Origin of the sequence: Ignatzschineria larvae DSM 13226 (assembly GCF_038500265.1) — a bacterium.
Lineage (GTDB): Bacteria > Pseudomonadota > Gammaproteobacteria > Cardiobacteriales > Wohlfahrtiimonadaceae > Ignatzschineria > Ignatzschineria larvae.
Genome location: NZ_CP150637.1, coordinates 1,267,411 through 1,285,137 on the forward strand (window position 1 = coordinate 1,267,411; position 17,727 = coordinate 1,285,137).

9 protein-coding genes and 1 CRISPR repeat array are annotated in these 17,727 nt (G+C 38.3%); of the genes, 6 read left to right on the forward strand and 3 right to left on the reverse strand.

Translation table 11 applies throughout. From position 1 onward, the window contains the following. Positions 1 to 254 precede the first annotated feature (254 nt). The 5 genes from WMO13_RS05265 to WMO13_RS05285 all read left to right on the forward strand — a co-directional run bounded on the left by WMO13_RS05265 (position 255) and on the right by WMO13_RS05285 (position 7,207). Positions 255 to 458, forward strand: coding sequence for a YqaE/Pmp3 family membrane protein (locus tag WMO13_RS05265; protein WP_026879449.1), 204 nt, complete (start codon positions 255 to 257; stop codon positions 456 to 458). A gap of 657 nt (positions 459 to 1,115) precedes the next feature. Continuing rightward, on the forward strand, positions 1,116 to 2,411 hold the full coding sequence (locus tag WMO13_RS05270; RefSeq protein WP_270049132.1) for a hypothetical protein: 1,296 nt from the start codon (positions 1,116 to 1,118) through the stop codon (positions 2,409 to 2,411). 111 nt (positions 2,412 to 2,522) lie between these two features. Continuing rightward, complete coding sequence (locus WMO13_RS05275; RefSeq protein WP_026879447.1) at positions 2,523 to 3,704, forward strand: M20 family metallopeptidase; 1,182 nt, start codon at positions 2,523 to 2,525, stop codon at positions 3,702 to 3,704. Positions 3,705 to 4,035: 331 nt separating this feature from the next. Beyond that, complete coding sequence (locus tag WMO13_RS05280) at positions 4,036 to 5,196, forward strand: efflux RND transporter periplasmic adaptor subunit (RefSeq protein ID WP_026879446.1); 1,161 nt, start codon at positions 4,036 to 4,038, stop codon at positions 5,194 to 5,196. Between the two features lie 73 nt (positions 5,197 to 5,269). After that, positions 5,270 to 7,207 (forward strand): MacB family efflux pump subunit, encoded by a 1,938-nt coding sequence (locus WMO13_RS05285; protein ID WP_026879445.1) that lies wholly within the window; start codon positions 5,270 to 5,272, stop codon positions 7,205 to 7,207. Between the two features lie 72 nt (positions 7,208 to 7,279). Here WMO13_RS05285 and WMO13_RS05290 read toward each other — a convergent pair whose 3' ends face one another. Together WMO13_RS05290 and WMO13_RS05295 are read right to left on the reverse strand one after the other, a co-directional pair. Continuing rightward, a complete protein-coding gene (locus WMO13_RS05290; RefSeq protein WP_169727779.1) occupies positions 7,280 to 8,485 on the reverse strand; it encodes a sensor histidine kinase in 1,206 nt (401 codons plus the stop codon). Positions 8,486 to 8,621: 136 nt separating this feature from the next. Further along, positions 8,622 to 9,305 carry a response regulator transcription factor gene (locus WMO13_RS05295; RefSeq protein WP_026879443.1) on the reverse strand — a complete coding sequence of 228 codons (684 nt, stop codon included), beginning with the start codon at positions 9,303 to 9,305 and terminating at the stop codon, positions 8,622 to 8,624. A 522-nt stretch (positions 9,306 to 9,827) separates the two neighbouring features. Between WMO13_RS05295 and WMO13_RS05300 the strand changes: the two genes are divergently transcribed. Then, a complete protein-coding gene (locus WMO13_RS05300) occupies positions 9,828 to 11,108 on the forward strand; it encodes an NAD(P)/FAD-dependent oxidoreductase (protein WP_026879442.1) in 1,281 nt (426 codons plus the stop codon). A gap of 295 nt (positions 11,109 to 11,403) precedes the next feature. Here the strand turns inward: WMO13_RS05300 and WMO13_RS05305 are convergent, their stop codons facing one another. Next, positions 11,404 to 11,568: a hypothetical protein gene (locus WMO13_RS05305; RefSeq protein ID WP_156923304.1), complete on the reverse strand. Its 165-nt coding sequence runs from the start codon at positions 11,566 to 11,568 to the stop codon at positions 11,404 to 11,406. A 62-nt stretch (positions 11,569 to 11,630) separates the two neighbouring features. Next, positions 11,631 to 17,718: direct repeats of the CRISPR family, unit length 28 nt; unit sequence TTTCTAAGCTGCCTATGTGGCAGTGAAC. Positions 17,719 to 17,727: the final 9 nt, after the last annotated feature.

Consider the following 17,727-nt stretch of genomic DNA (forward strand, 5'->3'; position numbering starts at 1 on the left):
GAATGAAGCCCTTACTATAAAGAAATAGCTCTTAAATTATCCATTGAGTATGAGTATATCTATTATGTATTCATTACGTATTCAGTAATTTATAATTTATTATTATTTATCATAATGATACTCTATACCTTATTCAGTATCACTATACATTCAATTCAACCAACCTGATAATGATCGATTTAGAATGTAGAATGAATATTCGCTACTGAGCTACTTTTATAATTTTACCTATTCACTCATAAGAGATTTTTAATATGCGTTTAATAATTGCTATTTTCCTCCCATGGTTACTCTTCTTCACTATTGGCCGCCCTATTTCAGGACTTATTTGCCTTATTTTGCAAATCACCCTGATCGGTTGGGTTCCTGCGGCAATCTGGGCTGTATATGAATTATCTCAATACAATACCGATAAAAAGCTTGAAGATTTCAATCGCCGTAATGGCACACATCTATAATTGAGAGATTAGCTTTAAGGCATCTTGATAGATGATCTTAAAAATCCACTCACAAAATAGTGAGTTTAATCATTTAAGACAGGATCACTTTAATAGAGTTGATCCTGTTTTTACACCTATTTTTCATCTTTTATGTTCTCCACGTTTGCACCTGCTCTTATACAATATATTTAAATCCCCTCACGCAACTTTTAAGCAAGGCGAGCGGGAATAAAAATGAAGGCCTGGGAATATTCCCATATAACCTGCACAACGCTTATTAAGATGGATTTAACACAACATATCCTGTTGATTCAAAATCATAATTTTAGATACAATCTGCATCAATATCTTACAATCTGATGTCATAAATCAGCTGACATAAACAATTTTCATTCTTTTTTGTAGGATTATTAATCATACTCTTGTATTTTAAATTGATTGAATGGTAACAATAGGAGATCACAAAATATTGTCGACATAAATTCTTTAGCCAAAAGCTTTCTTAAAAATGTGTCACCCACACAACAAATAAGATCAATGAGAACCTACTATAACCAATAATCAGCGCTCATTTATCTTTGAGATTTTACGCTTCAAAAATGCGCAATCTCACCTTTAAATATCCTTTAAATATATTTAATACCCCTGTATTGATCCTAAAGGAGGATTCAGTCAATGGAAGAGATCAGTCAGAGCGATAGCTTTATATCGCAACTAGGTACACTTTTTTTAACTCCATCCCCTGAGATGCCACAGATGCTAGCACTAGTGCTCATCGCAGGTATCCTCTATTTTGGTGATTATATCTCGATTAAGACAAAAGCCTTTATTCCTTCTGTCTTTATCTGTGCAATTCTTTTTCTTTTAGGTTATTGGAGCTTCTTTCCAAGAGATCTCGTGGCGCGCGCTGGTATTCCAAGTGTAACAGCGATCATGCTCATATTTTTCCTAATCGTAAATATGGGAACCCTACTCTCTTGGCGAGAGATGGCAACACAGTGGAAAACTATCGTTGTTTCATTAGTCAGCATTATTGGGGTAATTATTTTAAGCTATGCCATTGGCTCCCTCTTTTTTGACCCAAATCTTATCATTGCCGGTATTCCACCACTTATTGGCGGGGTTGTCTCCTCTATTATTATGCATGATGCAGCCTTAGCGCTTGGTTTAGAGGATGTTGCAGTTTTTGCACTCTTAATCTATGTGATGCAAGGATTTGCCGGTTATTCCCTCACCTCTCTTGCGCTTAAACGGGAAGGTCGACGAGTCTTAACACTACATCGTCAAGGAGAGTGGAAAAAAGTTGATGAAACTCTGGCATTAGAGGATCTCAAAAAACTGGCAAAAGAGAGCGAATCAGATAAACCTAAACTATTTTCACGCATGCACGATAAATATAATACAGATTATTTTAAGTTGTTCCGCATTGCATTAGTGGGTTTAATCGCTTTTACGATCTCTAAAATATTACGGGAACAAGTGGGAATTGTTGTTGATCAATTTGTTCTAGCGCTCTTTTTAGGGGTTGTTGCGGTTGCTGTCGGTTTTTTAGAACGACAACCGCTCCAAAAATCTAACTCAATGGGGCTTGCAATGCTTGGTCTAATGGCTTTTGTCTTCAATGGTTTAAATAGCGCAAGTCCTGAGATGTTAATGCGCCTTTTTGCCCCATTGATAGTACTCATTGCCCTTGCTGTCATAGGGATGCTAATTGCCTCTTTTATTGTTGCTTGGTGCTTAAAAATCCAACCTATGATGGCCTTTTCCGTGGCACTTACCGCACTTTATGGATTTCCTGCGGATTACATCATCACTAAAGAAGTGGTCGATCATCTCACCGAGAATGAAGCTGAACGTAAAGTGCTGATGGATCATATGCTTCCCCCAATGCTAATAGGTGGCTTCATCTCTGTTACCATTGTTTCAGTGATTTTAGCCGGCTACATGAAAGGATTATTAATAGCGCCTTAAATCATGATTTACAAATCAACATTGTTATAACGTTATTATCAGATGATAACTCATATTCTCTGATAGATCCGCTTTCAATCAATCAATATTCACACATTAAAGGATAAAAAAATGTTACAAAATAGAATCAAAGAACTTGTTCAAAATGCAGAACCCGATTTAATCGCTTTTCGCCGAGAATTGCACGCGCATCCCGAATTACCTTGGGAAGAATTTGAAACGACAAAACGAATTGCACGTGAGCTCGATAAACTCGGGATTGAATATCGCCTTACTAACCCAACCGGTGTAATTGCCGAGATTAAAGGGGGGAAACCAGGTAAAACAGTCGCCTTGCGTGGGGATATCGATGCATTACCCATTTTAGAGTTGAGCGATATTCCTTATAAATCTCAAAATGAAGGGAAAATGCATGCTTGTGGTCATGATACACATACAGCAATGCTCTTGACTGCGGCAAGAGTCTTAAATGAAGTGAAAGATGAAATTCCTGGCAACGTACGCTTTATTTTCCAACCCGCCGAGGAGATTGCTGCAGGTGCAAAAGAGATGGTCGCACAAGGGGCTATGGAGAATGTCGATAATGTTTTTGGCATGCATATCTGGACCGTAATGCCGGCAGGTAGAATCTCTTGTGAGGCTGGCCCTCGTATGGCATCTGCCGATATTGTGAAGATCCATTTTAAAGGCAAAGGTGGTCATGGCTCTCTGCCTAATCAATGTGTAGATGCCGCAATGGTTGCATCCTCTTTTGTGATGAATGTACAAGCTGCAGTTTCAAGAGAAACACACCCCTTAGATGCTGCTGTGATCTCCATTGGCAAAATGGAAGTCGGTACACGATTTAATGTGATTGCTGAAAATGCTTACCTAGAAGGTACTGTACGGACGTTCTCACTTGAAAATCGGGATCGCATTCGTGATGCCATTCATCGTTTTGCAGAGCATACAGCGGCCATGTATGGCGCAACAGCCTCAATTGATTATCATTATGGGACATTGCCTGTTATCAACGATGAGAAGAGCTCAGCCCTTGCAACAGAAGTCGTCACAAAACAGTTTGGTTTTGATACACTCATCACAGATCGCCCTACAACTGGTGGAGAAGACTTTAGCTTTTACACTGAAAAAGCGCCGGGCTGTTTTGTCTTCTTAGGCACTGCAAATCCTGAAGCCGATAGCGAATGGGCTCATCATCATGGGCGCTTTAATGTAGATGAATCAACCCTTAAACAAGGTGCAGAACTCTATGCACAATATGCCCTCGCCTATCTATCGCAAAATGAGTTTTAATTCCCTCATTAATTAAAATCATATAAGAGGGGATCCCCAAAGGTTATGCTTCAATATTGTATATCCTTGGGGATCATCTCTTATTATTGGATTTTATAGTAATATCGGTTCAAGATAAGCTTGTTTAAATGCCGGCGCATCGGCTGTAATAAGTAAGGAAGCCGTTCTATCTAGCATCTTGCAAGTGGTGTTTAGAACCATTTTTCTTAAACCAAATTTACTATATAATTTTTTCAAGATGAAATTTTCTTCATCTTTCCTTCATCTTAATTTCATTTTCATTTTATATAGTGTTCTCTCCATCGCTTTCGCTTTAAGCAAAGGAAGAACTATGAAGCGTTTACTTAAATATATTATTTTACTGATAATCATTACTTCTATCGCAGGCTATATCTATCACATCAAAAATACAGCAAAATCTAATTTTTTGACCATGCCTGTAACTCGCGGCAACATTATAAAATCTGTTGCAACAACAGGGGAAGTTACAGCCACCCAATTAGTCACAGTTGGTGCTCAAGCCTCCGGTCAAATAGAAAAAATCTATGTTGAATTAGGGCAATCTGTCAAAAAAGGGGACTTGATTGCTCAAATAGATGCAACAACGCAACAGAATCTCTATGATACAGAGCAAGCAAGGCTTGAGAGTTATCTAGCTCAATTAGCTTCTGCAGAAGTCGCCTTGAAAATTAGCCAAACACAATATGAACGAGAACAATCTTTGACATCACTTCAGGCAAGAGCTCAATCAAATTTAGAAGATGCTGAGCAGGCTTATTCTGCAGCTAAAGCCAATATTACCGAAATAAAATCCTTCATTCGACAAACAGAAATCTCTCTAAATACCGCTAAAGTTAATCTAAGCTATACAAAGATACTCTCTCCCCTTGAAGGAACCATTGTCTCTATTCCTGTTGAAGAGGGACAAACAGTCAATGCTTCTATGTCTACTCCCACAATTGTGCAAATTGCTGATCTAACTAAAATGACTATCCTGATGGAAATTTCCGAAGGGGATATTAATAATCTTCAATCAGGTATGCCGGTTACCTACTCTATTTTATCGATGCCCAACGAACAATATACAACAATTTTAAAATCCATAGATCCCGGATTAACTACTTTAAGTAATGGAAATTATGAGAAAGGAGCGAGCTCAGATTCGGCCATCTACTATTATGGTCGCCTTGAAGTCCCCAATCATGATTCTAAATTACGTATCGGAATGACTACTGAAAATAATATACAAATTGCTGAGGCTGATAATGTATTAATCGTACCCATTTCTGCAATCAAAAATCGCGATCATAAAAAATTCATACGCATATTAACCGATACCCAAAAAGTTGTTGAAAAAGAGGTTGAAACAGGATTAGCAGATGAACTTAATATCGAGATAAAAAATGGAGTGACGGAAGGAGAACAGCTAATTTTAGAAGAATTAAGTAACACCTCTACTCCTCTCAGTCAAGGTCCACCAAGAATGATGTAAAGCGAATAACTTACAAAATAGATCTATTACTTTTACCGTTTTCATTTTTACCGACTTTATGGACAATAACCCCATGGACATTATTAAAATTAACCACCTTTACAAACAATTTGGTACTGAACACCAGAAGATAGAGATTCTCAAAGATATTAATCTTCATATTCAAAAAGGTGATTTTGTTGCCATCATCGGACAATCCGGTTCTGGAAAATCAACTTTAATGAATATTATCGGTTGCTTAGATACACTCTCTCAAGGATCTTATAAAATTCACGATCAAGAAGTGAAGGAGATGAGTGTAGATCAGCAAGCACATTTACGTTCTAAAACCTTTGGCTTTATCTTTCAGCGCTACAATCTACTTGCTAATCTTACAGCGCTAGAAAATGTAGCGCTTCCAGCTATTTATAATGGTGTAGCAACACAAGAGCGAGAATCAAGAGCGCGACAACTTCTTACTGATCTTGGGCTAGAAGAGCGCATACACAATATGCCAAATACCCTATCCGGAGGACAACAACAACGTGTTAGTATTGCCCGAGCACTGATGAATGGTGGAGAAATTATTTTGGCAGATGAGCCAACGGGCGCACTTGATTCTAAAAGTGGTAAAAAAGTCATGGAGATATTAATAGATTTACATCAAAAAGGTCATACCATTATTTTAGTCACACATGATCCGAAAATTGCTGAATATGCCAGCCGTGTCATCGAAATTAAAGACGGTGAAATTATTCAAGATATTAGACAAAATAGTAACATTAATACAGGGTTAACATATCGCGCCTCACCACGTAAAAATCGCTTTATTGAATACCAATATATGCTAATAGAATCATTCAAAATGGCCATCCAAGCTATTTTAAGTCATAAAATGCGTTCATTATTGACAATGTTAGGGATTATTATCGGTATCGCCTCTGTCGTCACAGTTATTGCCCTAGGAGAGGGCTCTACTCAAAATATCATGGCGAATATAAATGCGATGGGGACTAATACCATTGAAATATTACCAGGTAAAGATTTTGGGGATATGCATTCTAATAAAATTAAAACGCTCACTGTACAAGATGCCAATTTCCTAGAGAAACAGAGCTATATTGCAAGTACTACTCCCAATAGCAGCTCACAAGGTTTAATCTCCTTCAGTAATCAATCAGTCAATGGACAATTAAATGGCGTAGGTATGCAATACTTTGATGTAAAAGGAATTAAACTAGTATCTGGTAGATTCTTCAATGAAGATGATATTAATGACCAAAACAGTGTAATTATTATCGATCAAAATACACAAAAGCGGTTATTTGCTAATGAAGATCCTCTCGGAAAGACACTATTTTTCAACAAAAAACCATTTAAAATCATTGGAATAACACAAGAAACAAATAACATGGGGATGAATTCAGAAAATTTAAATCTTTGGGCTCCGTATACAACCGTCATGTATAAAATCACGGGTGGAAATACAATTAATTCTATTACGGTAAAAATCGCAGATCAGGTCAATTCTCAAATTGCCCAAGAGAATATCACGCAGATACTGATTACCCGCCATAACCGGCAAGATTTCTTTATGATCAATAGCGATAGTATCAAACAGACCATTGAAAGTACCACTTCTACAATGACCCTTTTAATCTCAGGAATAGCCTTCATCTCCCTTTTGGTAGGCGGAATTGGTGTCATGAATATCATGCTAGTTTCTGTTAAGGAAAGAATTAAAGAGATCGGATTACGAATGGCCATTGGCGCTCAAAATCGTAATATTTTGCAACAATTTCTCATAGAAGCTATTTTAATCTGCACAATTGGCGGAATATTAGGATTGATATTATCTGGATTAATCGGCTTAATATTACCACTATTGTTAGGAAATCTGACTTTAATCTACTCGACCACTGTTTTACTCTTCTCCCTCTTCTTCTCTAGTTGTATCGGTATTATTTTTGGTTTTATGCCAGCTAAAAATGCATCTAAACTCCAACCCATAGAAGCTTTGACCCAAGAGTAAAATATGAGTATGTAGTGTCTTATCATTCAATTCATTGACAAGGCACTACCCATTTCGTACACAAAATAAAGCTTAAACAACCGCAGGAATTTCAATCTTAAAGGCTGTCCCCTTTCCGACATGACTATCCACAGAGATTCTTCCATGATGTAACTCTACAATTAATTTTACAAAAGAGAGCCCTAACCCCGAACCCCCTGCCGTTCTCGATTGATCGCCTCTAAAAAAACGATCAAATATTAGAGGTAAATTATTACGCGTAATTCCAATTCCATCATCAACTACCAAAAGAGTAACTACTTTAGTTTCCTCATCTCTTTTAACTGAAATAAATAGATGCCCATATTCCTTACCATATCGAAAACCATTATCAATGAGATTATTAATCATCCTAGAAAGCAACATTAAATCGCCTTGAACATAAGTATCCGGCATCATTTCTAAGTCAAGAGTGATGTGTCGAGGATTCTCTTTAAACAGATATTGATCGGCAATATCTGCTACGACATCCGTTAGATTAATTCGCTCTAACTCCATTATCGCTGACTGTTCTCGCTCTCTCGATAAGAACATCAACTGCGATAACATCTTTTGAATCTGCTGCCCCTTTTCCACAATTAAGGTCAAAGCCTTTTCACTCTCCTTCGAAAGATGATGGTTCTCTAATGAATACTCTGCCTGCGTAATAATAACCGCTATCGGAGTACGTATCTCATGTGAAACATCTGCACTGAACTGTTTCTCTCTTTCAATTAGTTTAAAAAGTTGCTCGGCCATCTGATTAAATTCTTGTACCAACTCCCCAATTTCATCATTCGCCGTATTTAACTCAATCCGCTGATTTAGATCTCCACTACCAATCTCCCTTGCTGCCTTAGCAATTTTTTTAATAGGTTTCAGTGCCCAACGTGTCACCAAAAAACCACCTAAAGCAGAAAGAAACAAATTTGGAAAAATAAACAAAATACCTCGCTCTTTCATTAAATCAAGTAGATTCATGATATGCGTCATATTAATCACTGAACGAGTCCAACCTACTAATTCAGCCTCTTTATAGACTTCATTATCATATAAAAACCAGGTTTCTTCACCGCGGTTAATTTGCTGAATTCTATTAAGTAATTTAGGAGGATCTAACATCCAGTTTTGATACTTTCCTACCAAAACTCCATTATTTACGCCCCAAAAAATGAGACTTAGATCTTCTGGTATATTCTCCTTATCAAACATAGCTAAAGATTCTTCTGCTGTAGACTCTTCAATATGCTGCATCAACATCTTAGAACCTTTCTCCATCTCAATCAGATATTGTTGGGTCAATATATCTGACATTGCATTATAAGAACCGAGAACCCCAAGATAGAGAAATAATAATAAGATAGTGCTATACCATAAAGTGATGCGAGTACGAATACTAATTTTGTTCATTGGATTCTCTCAACACATACCCAACCCCACGGACCGTGTGAAGTAATTTATTATCGTAACCTGCATCTATTTTACGACGTAGGTATCCTATATATACATCTATTACATTAGAATCATTGTCATAATCAAAGTTCCATACATGCGCAATAATCTGATCTCGTGTCAAAACTCGATTCGGATTATGCATCATATAAGCTAAAATTCTAAACCCTTTAGCTGATAGATCGAGCTGTTTTTCACCTCTTTTGACCTGCCGAGTCACTAAATCTAACGAGAGATCTGCAAAATGTAAACAAGTTGTTTTTTGTTCCGTATTTCTACGTACTAATGCCCGAACTCGAGCAGACAACTCATCATAAATAAATGGTTTTACCAAATAATCATCTGCTCCTGCATCTAACCCATTCACTTTATCGAGAACACTATCTTTAGCAGTAAGCAATAAAACCGGTATTTGATTACCCTGACCCCGGATCTCTTTCAAAACAGAAAATCCATCTCTGATGGGCAACATTACATCTAATATGATGCAATCATAAATATTCATGCCAATAAATCCTAGCGCTGATTGCCCATTGCTTGCTGTATCAATACTATAACCTTCAGCTGTCAATCTCTTTGCCAAAATATCCAAGATATTAGGCTCATCTTCTACAATTAGTAATCGCATCAAATTCTCTCTATAGCCATACCATGTTATCTCATAAATTTTACGCAAAATTGAGCGGAAAAAAGTCAAGAGCCGTAAAATTTCTAATTTATCTAACTGATACTGAATCAACACCTATGTAAAATGCAGGACTCTATACACAACAACCCCTCACCTACCTATCACAAAATGAGTTTTAATGCTCATAGTTTTATGAGATTGATTCTTTTATTGTAAAAATTGATGCTATTCACAAAATCAGAAACAAGAAATATTATTTATGATAATAATACAATAATAATTTATAATATTATACAAAAATATATATTTGTGTATAATGTTAGCTATCTAAGATTTATCATTCAAAATGAATATGTTAATTAAATCTTAGTTAACTATTAAAAGGATTTTATAGTGTTTTGTTAGTAATGATAGCCTCTTATAGAAGTGCTGTTTGTGTAATACTCGATAGAGTAAAACAAACAATCAAGATAAGTGGTTATTTTTTATCTCTGTGTTAAGACTATAAAAGGATCATTTATGATGAAGAAAAAAGTCATTGTTTTAGGGGGTAACTTCGCAGGCTTAGGCGCTGCACAAAAAATTCGTGAATATGCCAAAGATGAGGTAGATATTACGGTTATTGACCGCAAATCATATCTACTTTATGTCCCGAATATTCCAGCTGAGGTATTAGAAAATCGTAATCCCGAGTACTCACTCAAAATGGATATTCCTACTACTTTGAAAAAAGATAAAATCGATTTTATCCATGCCGAAGTGACGAAGATTGACCCAAAAGCACAGACTGTGTCCATTATTCCAAATGAGCGTCCTGGTGCTGAACCACATACGATTGCCTATGATTATCTCGTCATTGCATTAGGTGCAAAACTCGCTTACGACAAAATAGAAGGTTTTGCCGAGTACGGTGATACTGTTTCTGACTTCTATCATGGTAATAAACTACGCAAAAAACTACACGATGGGACTTATAAAGGTGGTCCTATTGTTGTGGGTTCTGCAAGATTCCACCAAGGTGATGGTGCGAAAGGACTTGAGCCGTATCCTGGCGGGCAGATTCCAGATGCAATGGCTGCTTGTGAAGGCCCACCTGTTGAGATCAGCCTGGGTTTAGCGGATTGGCTTGTACGTCATAAAATGGGCGATGCGTCTAAGATCACGATCACAACACCCGGTGAGATGATCGCCGAAGATGCCGGCGATAAGGTTGTGCCACAATTGCTAGAAGTTGCCGGTAAAATGGGCTTCAAGTATGTCAATAACACCAAAGACATCGTTAAATTAACGAAGGATTCTATTGTGTTTGCAAATGGTACAGAACTACCTGCAGAATTGAAGATCGTTTTCCCTGACTGGGAAGCACATGATTTCCTAAAAGGTTTAGAGATTAGCGATAATCAAGGCTTTATTATCACTGACCTTTTAATGCGTAATCCTAAATACAAAAATATCTTCGCTGCCGGTGATTGTGCAGCAGTTACAATGCCCAAACTAGGGGCAATCGGCCATCAACAATGTGAAATCATCGGCCGACAAGTGGCTCTTGATCTTGGCAAAATGGATGCAGAAAAAGCCAATGAGCCCCTCAAACCTTGGGTATTTTGTATTGGTGATATTGGAAGCGGCAAAGGCTTCTATATTCGCTCAAATTCTTGGTTTGGTGGCGATACACAGGTTCTCAAGATGGGTCGTGTTCCTTATATGCTCAAAATGCAATATAAAACCCTCTTCTTTGAAACCGACGGTAAAGTTCCTGTTTGGGGGAATGATGTGGCTGAAATTATGGCAGAAAAAGTTTAATACACTTCACTGTTAACCAGGATTTCTCATATTCCAAATAGAATATAAAAAAGATCCCGCCAATCGGCGGGATCTTTTTTATTGGGAATTTTATTACTCAATAGTGATGCTTTAGAAGGTAGAGCTCCCACACATCTACACGCGGTCATAAATAGTGAAACTTAACTATTTAAGCCTACGGCAGGGAGATTAACCGTGTTTCTTCTAAAGCCTCTTCATAGTAATTAATTTCTAATAAAATTGCACTTATTAAAATTGCTAGATTTATCATTAAATGATAGTGATCAAAACAAGATTATTCCGGCTCTTCCATCTCATCAATCATACTTGCAATTGCATCCTCTGGACTCATCGCATCTTCTACAAACACAAGCGATAGATCATCCGCTTCAACTGCAACAAACGGAATGCCCAGATCTGCTGGATTTGTACTAGTAATGAGTGTGTATTTCAGTTTCATATTTCAACTCCTTTATAATCATAAAAATTTTTTATGTTATTCCATAAGTAAAAATTAAATCTTTTCTAAGCCGCCTGTTCGGCGGTGAACGTTGTCCGGAAGGCGGTGGCAAAGCTGAAAGATTTCTAAGCTGCCTATGTGGCAGTGAACACATAAATGTCGGTTGGTCGCCGTTTAGTTCCTTTCTAAGCTGCCTATGTGGCAGTGAACTCGATACTAATTCAGCCTTCTTTGAAATATTATTTCTAAGCTGCCTATGTGGCAGTGAACATTACACAAACAAAAAAACAAACGAAGTCTTCTTTCTAAGCTGCCTATGTGGCAGTGAACTACCGGTAGCGAAATTGATCTTAAATTACAGTTTTCTAAGCTGCCTATGTGGCAGTGAACATCGCGCGGATCACTAAGCAATCAAAAATAAATTTCTAAGCTGCCTATGTGGCAGTGAACATCTACAAATCATGAATCAGAAGATTTATGGTTTTCTAAGCTGCCTATGTGGCAGTGAACCTGCGCTAACGCTTGCAACGATTTGACCTTGATTTCTAAGCTGCCTATGTGGCAGTGAACCACTCGGCTTAGATATGGGTCGATATGTTGAATTTCTAAGCTGCCTATGTGGCAGTGAACACAGCGAACGTCAATATTGAAAAGTCGATTATTTTCTAAGCTGCCTATGTGGCAGTGAACCACCGCCTAGTTTAGATCATGAGTTTGTTGAGTTTCTAAGCTACCTATGTGGCAGTGAAAGCTCTAAAGCGAGATTTACGGCTTTTGCGAGATTTCTAAGCTGCCTATGTGGCAGTGAACTATTATTCCCGCAAGCAGTAACTCGTTTAACATTTCTAAGCTGCCTATGTGGCAGTGAACTTTCTCAGTCTAAAGTTCCCGCAAACCGTGATTTTCTAAGCTGCCTATGTGGCAGTGAACATAGATGGAATCAGAATCCCTGCGCCTTATTTTTTCTAAGCTGCCTATGTGGCAGTGAACGAGTGAATCGCATCGAGTAGAAGCGCCTACAATTTCTAAGCTGCCTATGTGGCAGTGAACGTATTGCAGAAGCGCTATTCATTACTATGGTCTTTCTAAGCTGCCTATGTGGCAGTGAACAAACAGCACAGGCGATTTTGTCGACAATGAGCTTTCTAAGCTGCCTATGTGGCAGTGAACCAACGCAATCTTGGAAGATGAGTACGATCAATTTTCTAAGCTGCCTATGTGGCAGTGAACACATCACCAACGTCTAGGAACAATTTCTTCAATTTCTAAGCTGCCTATGTGGCAGTGAACCAAGTTTAATTAACTTTAGCGGTGCTTTCACTTTTCTAAGCTGCCTATGTGGCAGTGAACTTGTGTCATCTGTTGTGTTGCCCATTTTGCTATTTCTAAGCTGCCTATGTGGCAGTGAACCATCAAATATTTGCAGTAAGCCTGATGAAGTTTTTCTAAGCTGCCTATGTGGCAGTGAACCCGCTATAATCCCGGCGATAATCAGTATAATTTTTCTAAGCTGCCTATGTGGCAGTGAACCGATTTATTTTAGATGTTAATGGCTATAAGGCTTTCTAAGCTGCCTATGTGGCAGTGAACTAAAATGGATTACTTTCATATGACAACAGCTTTTTCTAAGCTGCCTATGTGGCAGTGAACAACGATGAAAGTAATTAGAGAGTTCAGAATCGTTTCTAAGCTGCCTATGTGGCAGTGAACGCTAAAGAATATATTAGATTACAATATGATATTTTCTAAGCTGCCTATGTGGCAGTGAACGATCCCACACGATATAACGATCATCTAAGACATTTCTAAGCTGCCTATGTGGCAGTGAACGTATTATTAATGTATTAAGTACGGTAAGAGATTTTCTAAGCTGCCTATGTGGCAGTGAACAAATAACGAAATCGCATTAAAAGATTGACAATTTTCTAAGCTGCCTATGTGGCAGTGAACAATTTCACGAATTGCGCCACACTCATCAATCATTTCTAAGCTGCCTATGTGGCAGTGAACAGAAGAAACCTTCAACAAGAGCATCAGAGTTTTTTCTAAGCTGCCTATGTGGCAGTGAACTAATTTTTTCATTTTATTTCTCCAATAGTTCTTTTCTAAGCTGCCTATGTGGCAGTGAACCTAGCTAGAATAAAGAACGGTTACAGTGTTGATTTCTAAGCTGCCTATGTGGCAGTGAACCTACATCTCGATTATTAGGTTCTACGCCGGTTTTTCTAAGCTGCCTATGTGGCAGTGAACATGTAGCTATGAAACCTATATGCGAAAATATTTTTCTAAGCTGCCTATGTGGCAGTGAACTTGCCCACTCATCGTGTATGTTCAAGATGATCTTTCTAAGCTGCCTATGTGGCAGTGAACCACTGCCGAACACATTGCCCGCTGATGTCTGATTTCTAAGCTGCCTATGTGGCAGTGAACTTTCGCCATCCATCTTTTCAGATTTAAACATCTTTCTAAGCTGCCTATGTGGCAGTGAACACGTGTTCACTAAATTCTTCTTTTCGCCTTGTTTTCTAAGCTGCCTATGTGGCAGTGAACTCTGCTTAAAAATGTTTTATATAAATGTTAAATTTCTAAGCTGCCTATGTGGCAGTGAACGTTTTATTTAAAAAATTAAACTATTTTTTGTGTTTCTAAGCTGCCTATGTGGCAGTGAACCTTGCTTCCTGGTGAAATTATTTTATTAGATTTTTCTAAGCTGCCTATGTGGCAGTGAACAGTTCGCAGATATCACGCTATAGAAAATAACTTTTCTAAGCTGCCTATGTGGCAGTGAACCGAAGCTCACTTGGACCTCTAAGCCGTTATACTTTCTAAGCTGCCTATGTGGCAGTGAACCAAACACCGGCGAAGCTCATAGAGTTTTTAGTTTTCTAAGCTGCCTATGTGGCAGTGAACATGGTGGTTTTGGATCAACAGAATATTAATTATTTCTAAGCTGCCTATGTGGCAGTGAACTTAACCCAGCCTCCCAAATCGTAAATCACTCTTTTCTAAGCTGCCTATGTGGCAGTGAACTCTTAAAATTATTATCTCGTGCGATATTATAATTTCTAAGCTGCCTATGTGGCAGTGAACAAACGCTCGAGGGGTGTTTTGTTATAGATGATTTTCTAAGCTGCCTATGTGGCAGTGAACATGTAGCTATGAAACCTATATGCGAAAATATTTTTCTAAGCTGCCTATGTGGCAGTGAACTTGCCCACTCATCGTGTATGTTCAAGATGATCTTTCTAAGCTGCCTATGTGGCAGTGAACCACTGCCGAACACATTGCCCGCTGATGTCTGATTTCTAAGCTGCCTATGTGGCAGTGAACTTTCGCCATCCATCTTTTCAGATTTAAACATCTTTCTAAGCTGCCTATGTGGCAGTGAACACGTGTTCACTAAATTCTTCTTTTCGCCTTGTTTTCTAAGCTGCCTATGTGGCAGTGAACTCTGCTTAAAAATGTTTTATATAAATGTTAAATTTCTAAGCTGCCTATGTGGCAGTGAACGTTTTATTTAAAAAATTAAACTATTTTTTGTGTTTCTAAGCTGCCTATGTGGCAGTGAACCTTGCTTCCTGGTGAAATTATTTTATTAGATTTTTCTAAGCTGCCTATGTGGCAGTGAACATTATGAGAGTGGTTGCTTATGTTTATTGACTTTTCTAAGCTGCCTATGTGGCAGTGAACATGACTGATGAGTTAAAAGAAAATTTAATTAATTTCTAAGCTGCCTATGTGGCAGTGAACAAAATGCAATGGAAGCGCTCAAAACGTCTTACTTTCTAAGCTGCCTATGTGGCAGTGAACGCTATGCCCTTGAACCTATCATGAAGAACAAATTTCTAAGCTGCCTATGTGGCAGTGAACGCTTTATACACTGATTGGTCGCGATGAGATCCTTTCTAAGCTGCCTATGTGGCAGTGAACCATGTTTTGGCTGATATCCGCAAGATGCTATTTTTCTAAGCTGCCTATGTGGCAGTGAACCATCGTTATTGCTCTCGATAGTAATAAAGCAGTTTCTAAGCTGCCTATGTGGCAGTGAACGAATCCAACCTACAGCAACATCCTGCCCTAAATTTCTAAGCTGCCTATGTGGCAGTGAACAGTAATAGAAGCGCAATTTCAGGAAATTGCAATTTCTAAGCTGCCTATGTGGCAGTGAACATAACAACAGATTATCTGATCACAAACGAGCATTTCTAAGCTGCCTATGTGGCAGTGAACGCTGGTAATCATAATACAAGTGCATCAATCAATTTCTAAGCTGCCTATGTGGCAGTGAACTATCTGTATTTACTGAAAAAACTGCTGATATATTTCTAAGCTGCCTATGTGGCAGTGAACAGATCTACAATCCCTGTTTTATCAACATACTTTTTCTAAGCTGCCTATGTGGCAGTGAACTCTAAAATTGCAGTGAGTATGAAAAATGCTTTTTTCTAAGCTGCCTATGTGGCAGTGAACCTTCTCGGTAAATACCATACGCAATGGCTACATTTCTAAGCTGCCTATGTGGCAGTGAACCTTCACTTCCATTGAACTCTCAAAACCCACAGTTTCTAAGCTGCCTATGTGGCAGTGAACTCAGCAAATAATATAAATCCACCACTAGACATTTTCTAAGCTGCCTATGTGGCAGTGAACATAAGGAACGTAAGGAAGTCTGGATTGTAGAATTTCTAAGCTGCCTATGTGGCAGTGAACATATACCATTAGAAGAAACAGCTGCAATGGCTTTTCTAAGCTGCCTATGTGGCAGTGAACCATCACAAAAAACTATTGAGATGTATGTATTTTTTCTAAGCTGCCTATGTGGCAGTGAACTTGGATCTCTACACCACTAAAATTATGTGTTGTTTCTAAGCTGCCTATGTGGCAGTGAACAAGGCTAAAACCTAAGCATACAGAAATACTATTTTCTAAGCTGCCTATGTGGCAGTGAACAATCATCTCTATACGGAGATTTAAACGCAAATTTTCTAAGCTGCCTATGTGGCAGTGAACTCGCTCAAGCAATTAAAAGTAAGGCGTTTATATTTCTAAGCTGCCTATGTGGCAGTGAACCGTAGAAAAGAACTGATGGATCAGGAAATGTCTTTCTAAGCTGCCTATGTGGCAGTGAACATACTATGAAAAGATATAAAACTACTATTGCATTTCTAAGCTGCCTATGTGGCAGTGAACATAACAACAGATTATCTGATCACAAACGAGCATTTCTAAGCTGCCTATGTGGCAGTGAACTCGGAGTCATTAACATAATTCCCACGATTGTCTTTCTAAGCTGCCTATGTGGCAGTGAACCGCTCCATATTTTACAACAAAGGGCGTAGAGTTTTCTAAGCTGCCTATGTGGCAGTGAACGATGACGCTTGTGGGTATGCGCGAATCAAAAGTTTCTAAGCTGCCTATGTGGCAGTGAACCGTATCACGCTTAACAAACTAGCGGAGAAATGTTTCTAAGCTGCCTATGTGGCAGTGAACATTTCACCTTACTAAGATCTATATTGCTTGGGTTTCTAAGCTGCCTATGTGGCAGTGAACCTCACGTCACTTGCAAACTCTAACCAGTTTCTTTTCTAAGCTGCCTATGTGGCAGTGAACAGATCTTTTTTATTGCTTATCTTTAAATTAATTTTCTAAGCTGCCTATGTGGCAGTGAACATGAGTATCTCTTGCTCTCAATGAAAACAAAGTTTCTAAGCTGCCTATGTGGCAGTGAACCTTCATGTAATAACGTTGCATAGTATGCATTATTTCTAAGCTGCCTATGTGGCAGTGAACTTCAGGCAAATAAACAATCCTCTTCTCATTAATTTCTAAGCTGCCTATGTGGCAGTGAACGACTCAAGAACAAATTTTTTAAAATTGCTCATTTTCTAAGCTGCCTATGTGGCAGTGAACGAGTACCATTAATGATGATGGTTTTTTTGCTATTTCTAAGCTGCCTATGTGGCAGTGAACTTATTTATTTGGACACATTTACTGAAGAAAAATTTCTAAGCTGCCTATGTGGCAGTGAACTCTTGCCCTATCTTTTTACCTTCTTCTAAGTATTTCTAAGCTGCCTATGTGGCAGTGAACTGGTAATTCTTTTCCTTTAATCACTTTTTTATTTTCTAAGCTGCCTATGTGGCAGTGAACAATAGATTA

Bases quoted from the DNA above. Each gene is read 5' to 3' on its own strand.
- WMO13_RS05265 (WP_026879449.1), top strand. From the start codon at position 255: ATGCGTTTAATAATTGCTATTTTCCTCCCATGGTTACTCTTCTTCACT.
- WMO13_RS05270 (WP_270049132.1), top strand. From the start codon at position 1,116: ATGGAAGAGATCAGTCAGAGCGATAGCTTTATATCGCAACTAGGTACA.
- WMO13_RS05275 (WP_026879447.1), top strand. From the start codon at position 2,523: ATGTTACAAAATAGAATCAAAGAACTTGTTCAAAATGCAGAACCCGAT.
- WMO13_RS05280 (WP_026879446.1), top strand. From the start codon at position 4,036: ATGAAGCGTTTACTTAAATATATTATTTTACTGATAATCATTACTTCT.
- WMO13_RS05285 (WP_026879445.1), top strand. From the start codon at position 5,270: ATGGACATTATTAAAATTAACCACCTTTACAAACAATTTGGTACTGAA.
- WMO13_RS05290 (WP_169727779.1), bottom strand. From the start codon at position 8,485: ATGTTGATGCAGCATATTGAAGAGTCTACAGCAGAAGAATCTTTAGCT.
- WMO13_RS05295 (WP_026879443.1), bottom strand. From the start codon at position 9,305: ATGCGATTACTAATTGTAGAAGATGAGCCTAATATCTTGGATATTTTG.
- WMO13_RS05300 (WP_026879442.1), top strand. From the start codon at position 9,828: ATGAAGAAAAAAGTCATTGTTTTAGGGGGTAACTTCGCAGGCTTAGGC.
- WMO13_RS05305 (WP_156923304.1), bottom strand. From the start codon at position 11,568: ATGAAACTGAAATACACACTCATTACTAGTACAAATCCAGCAGATCTG.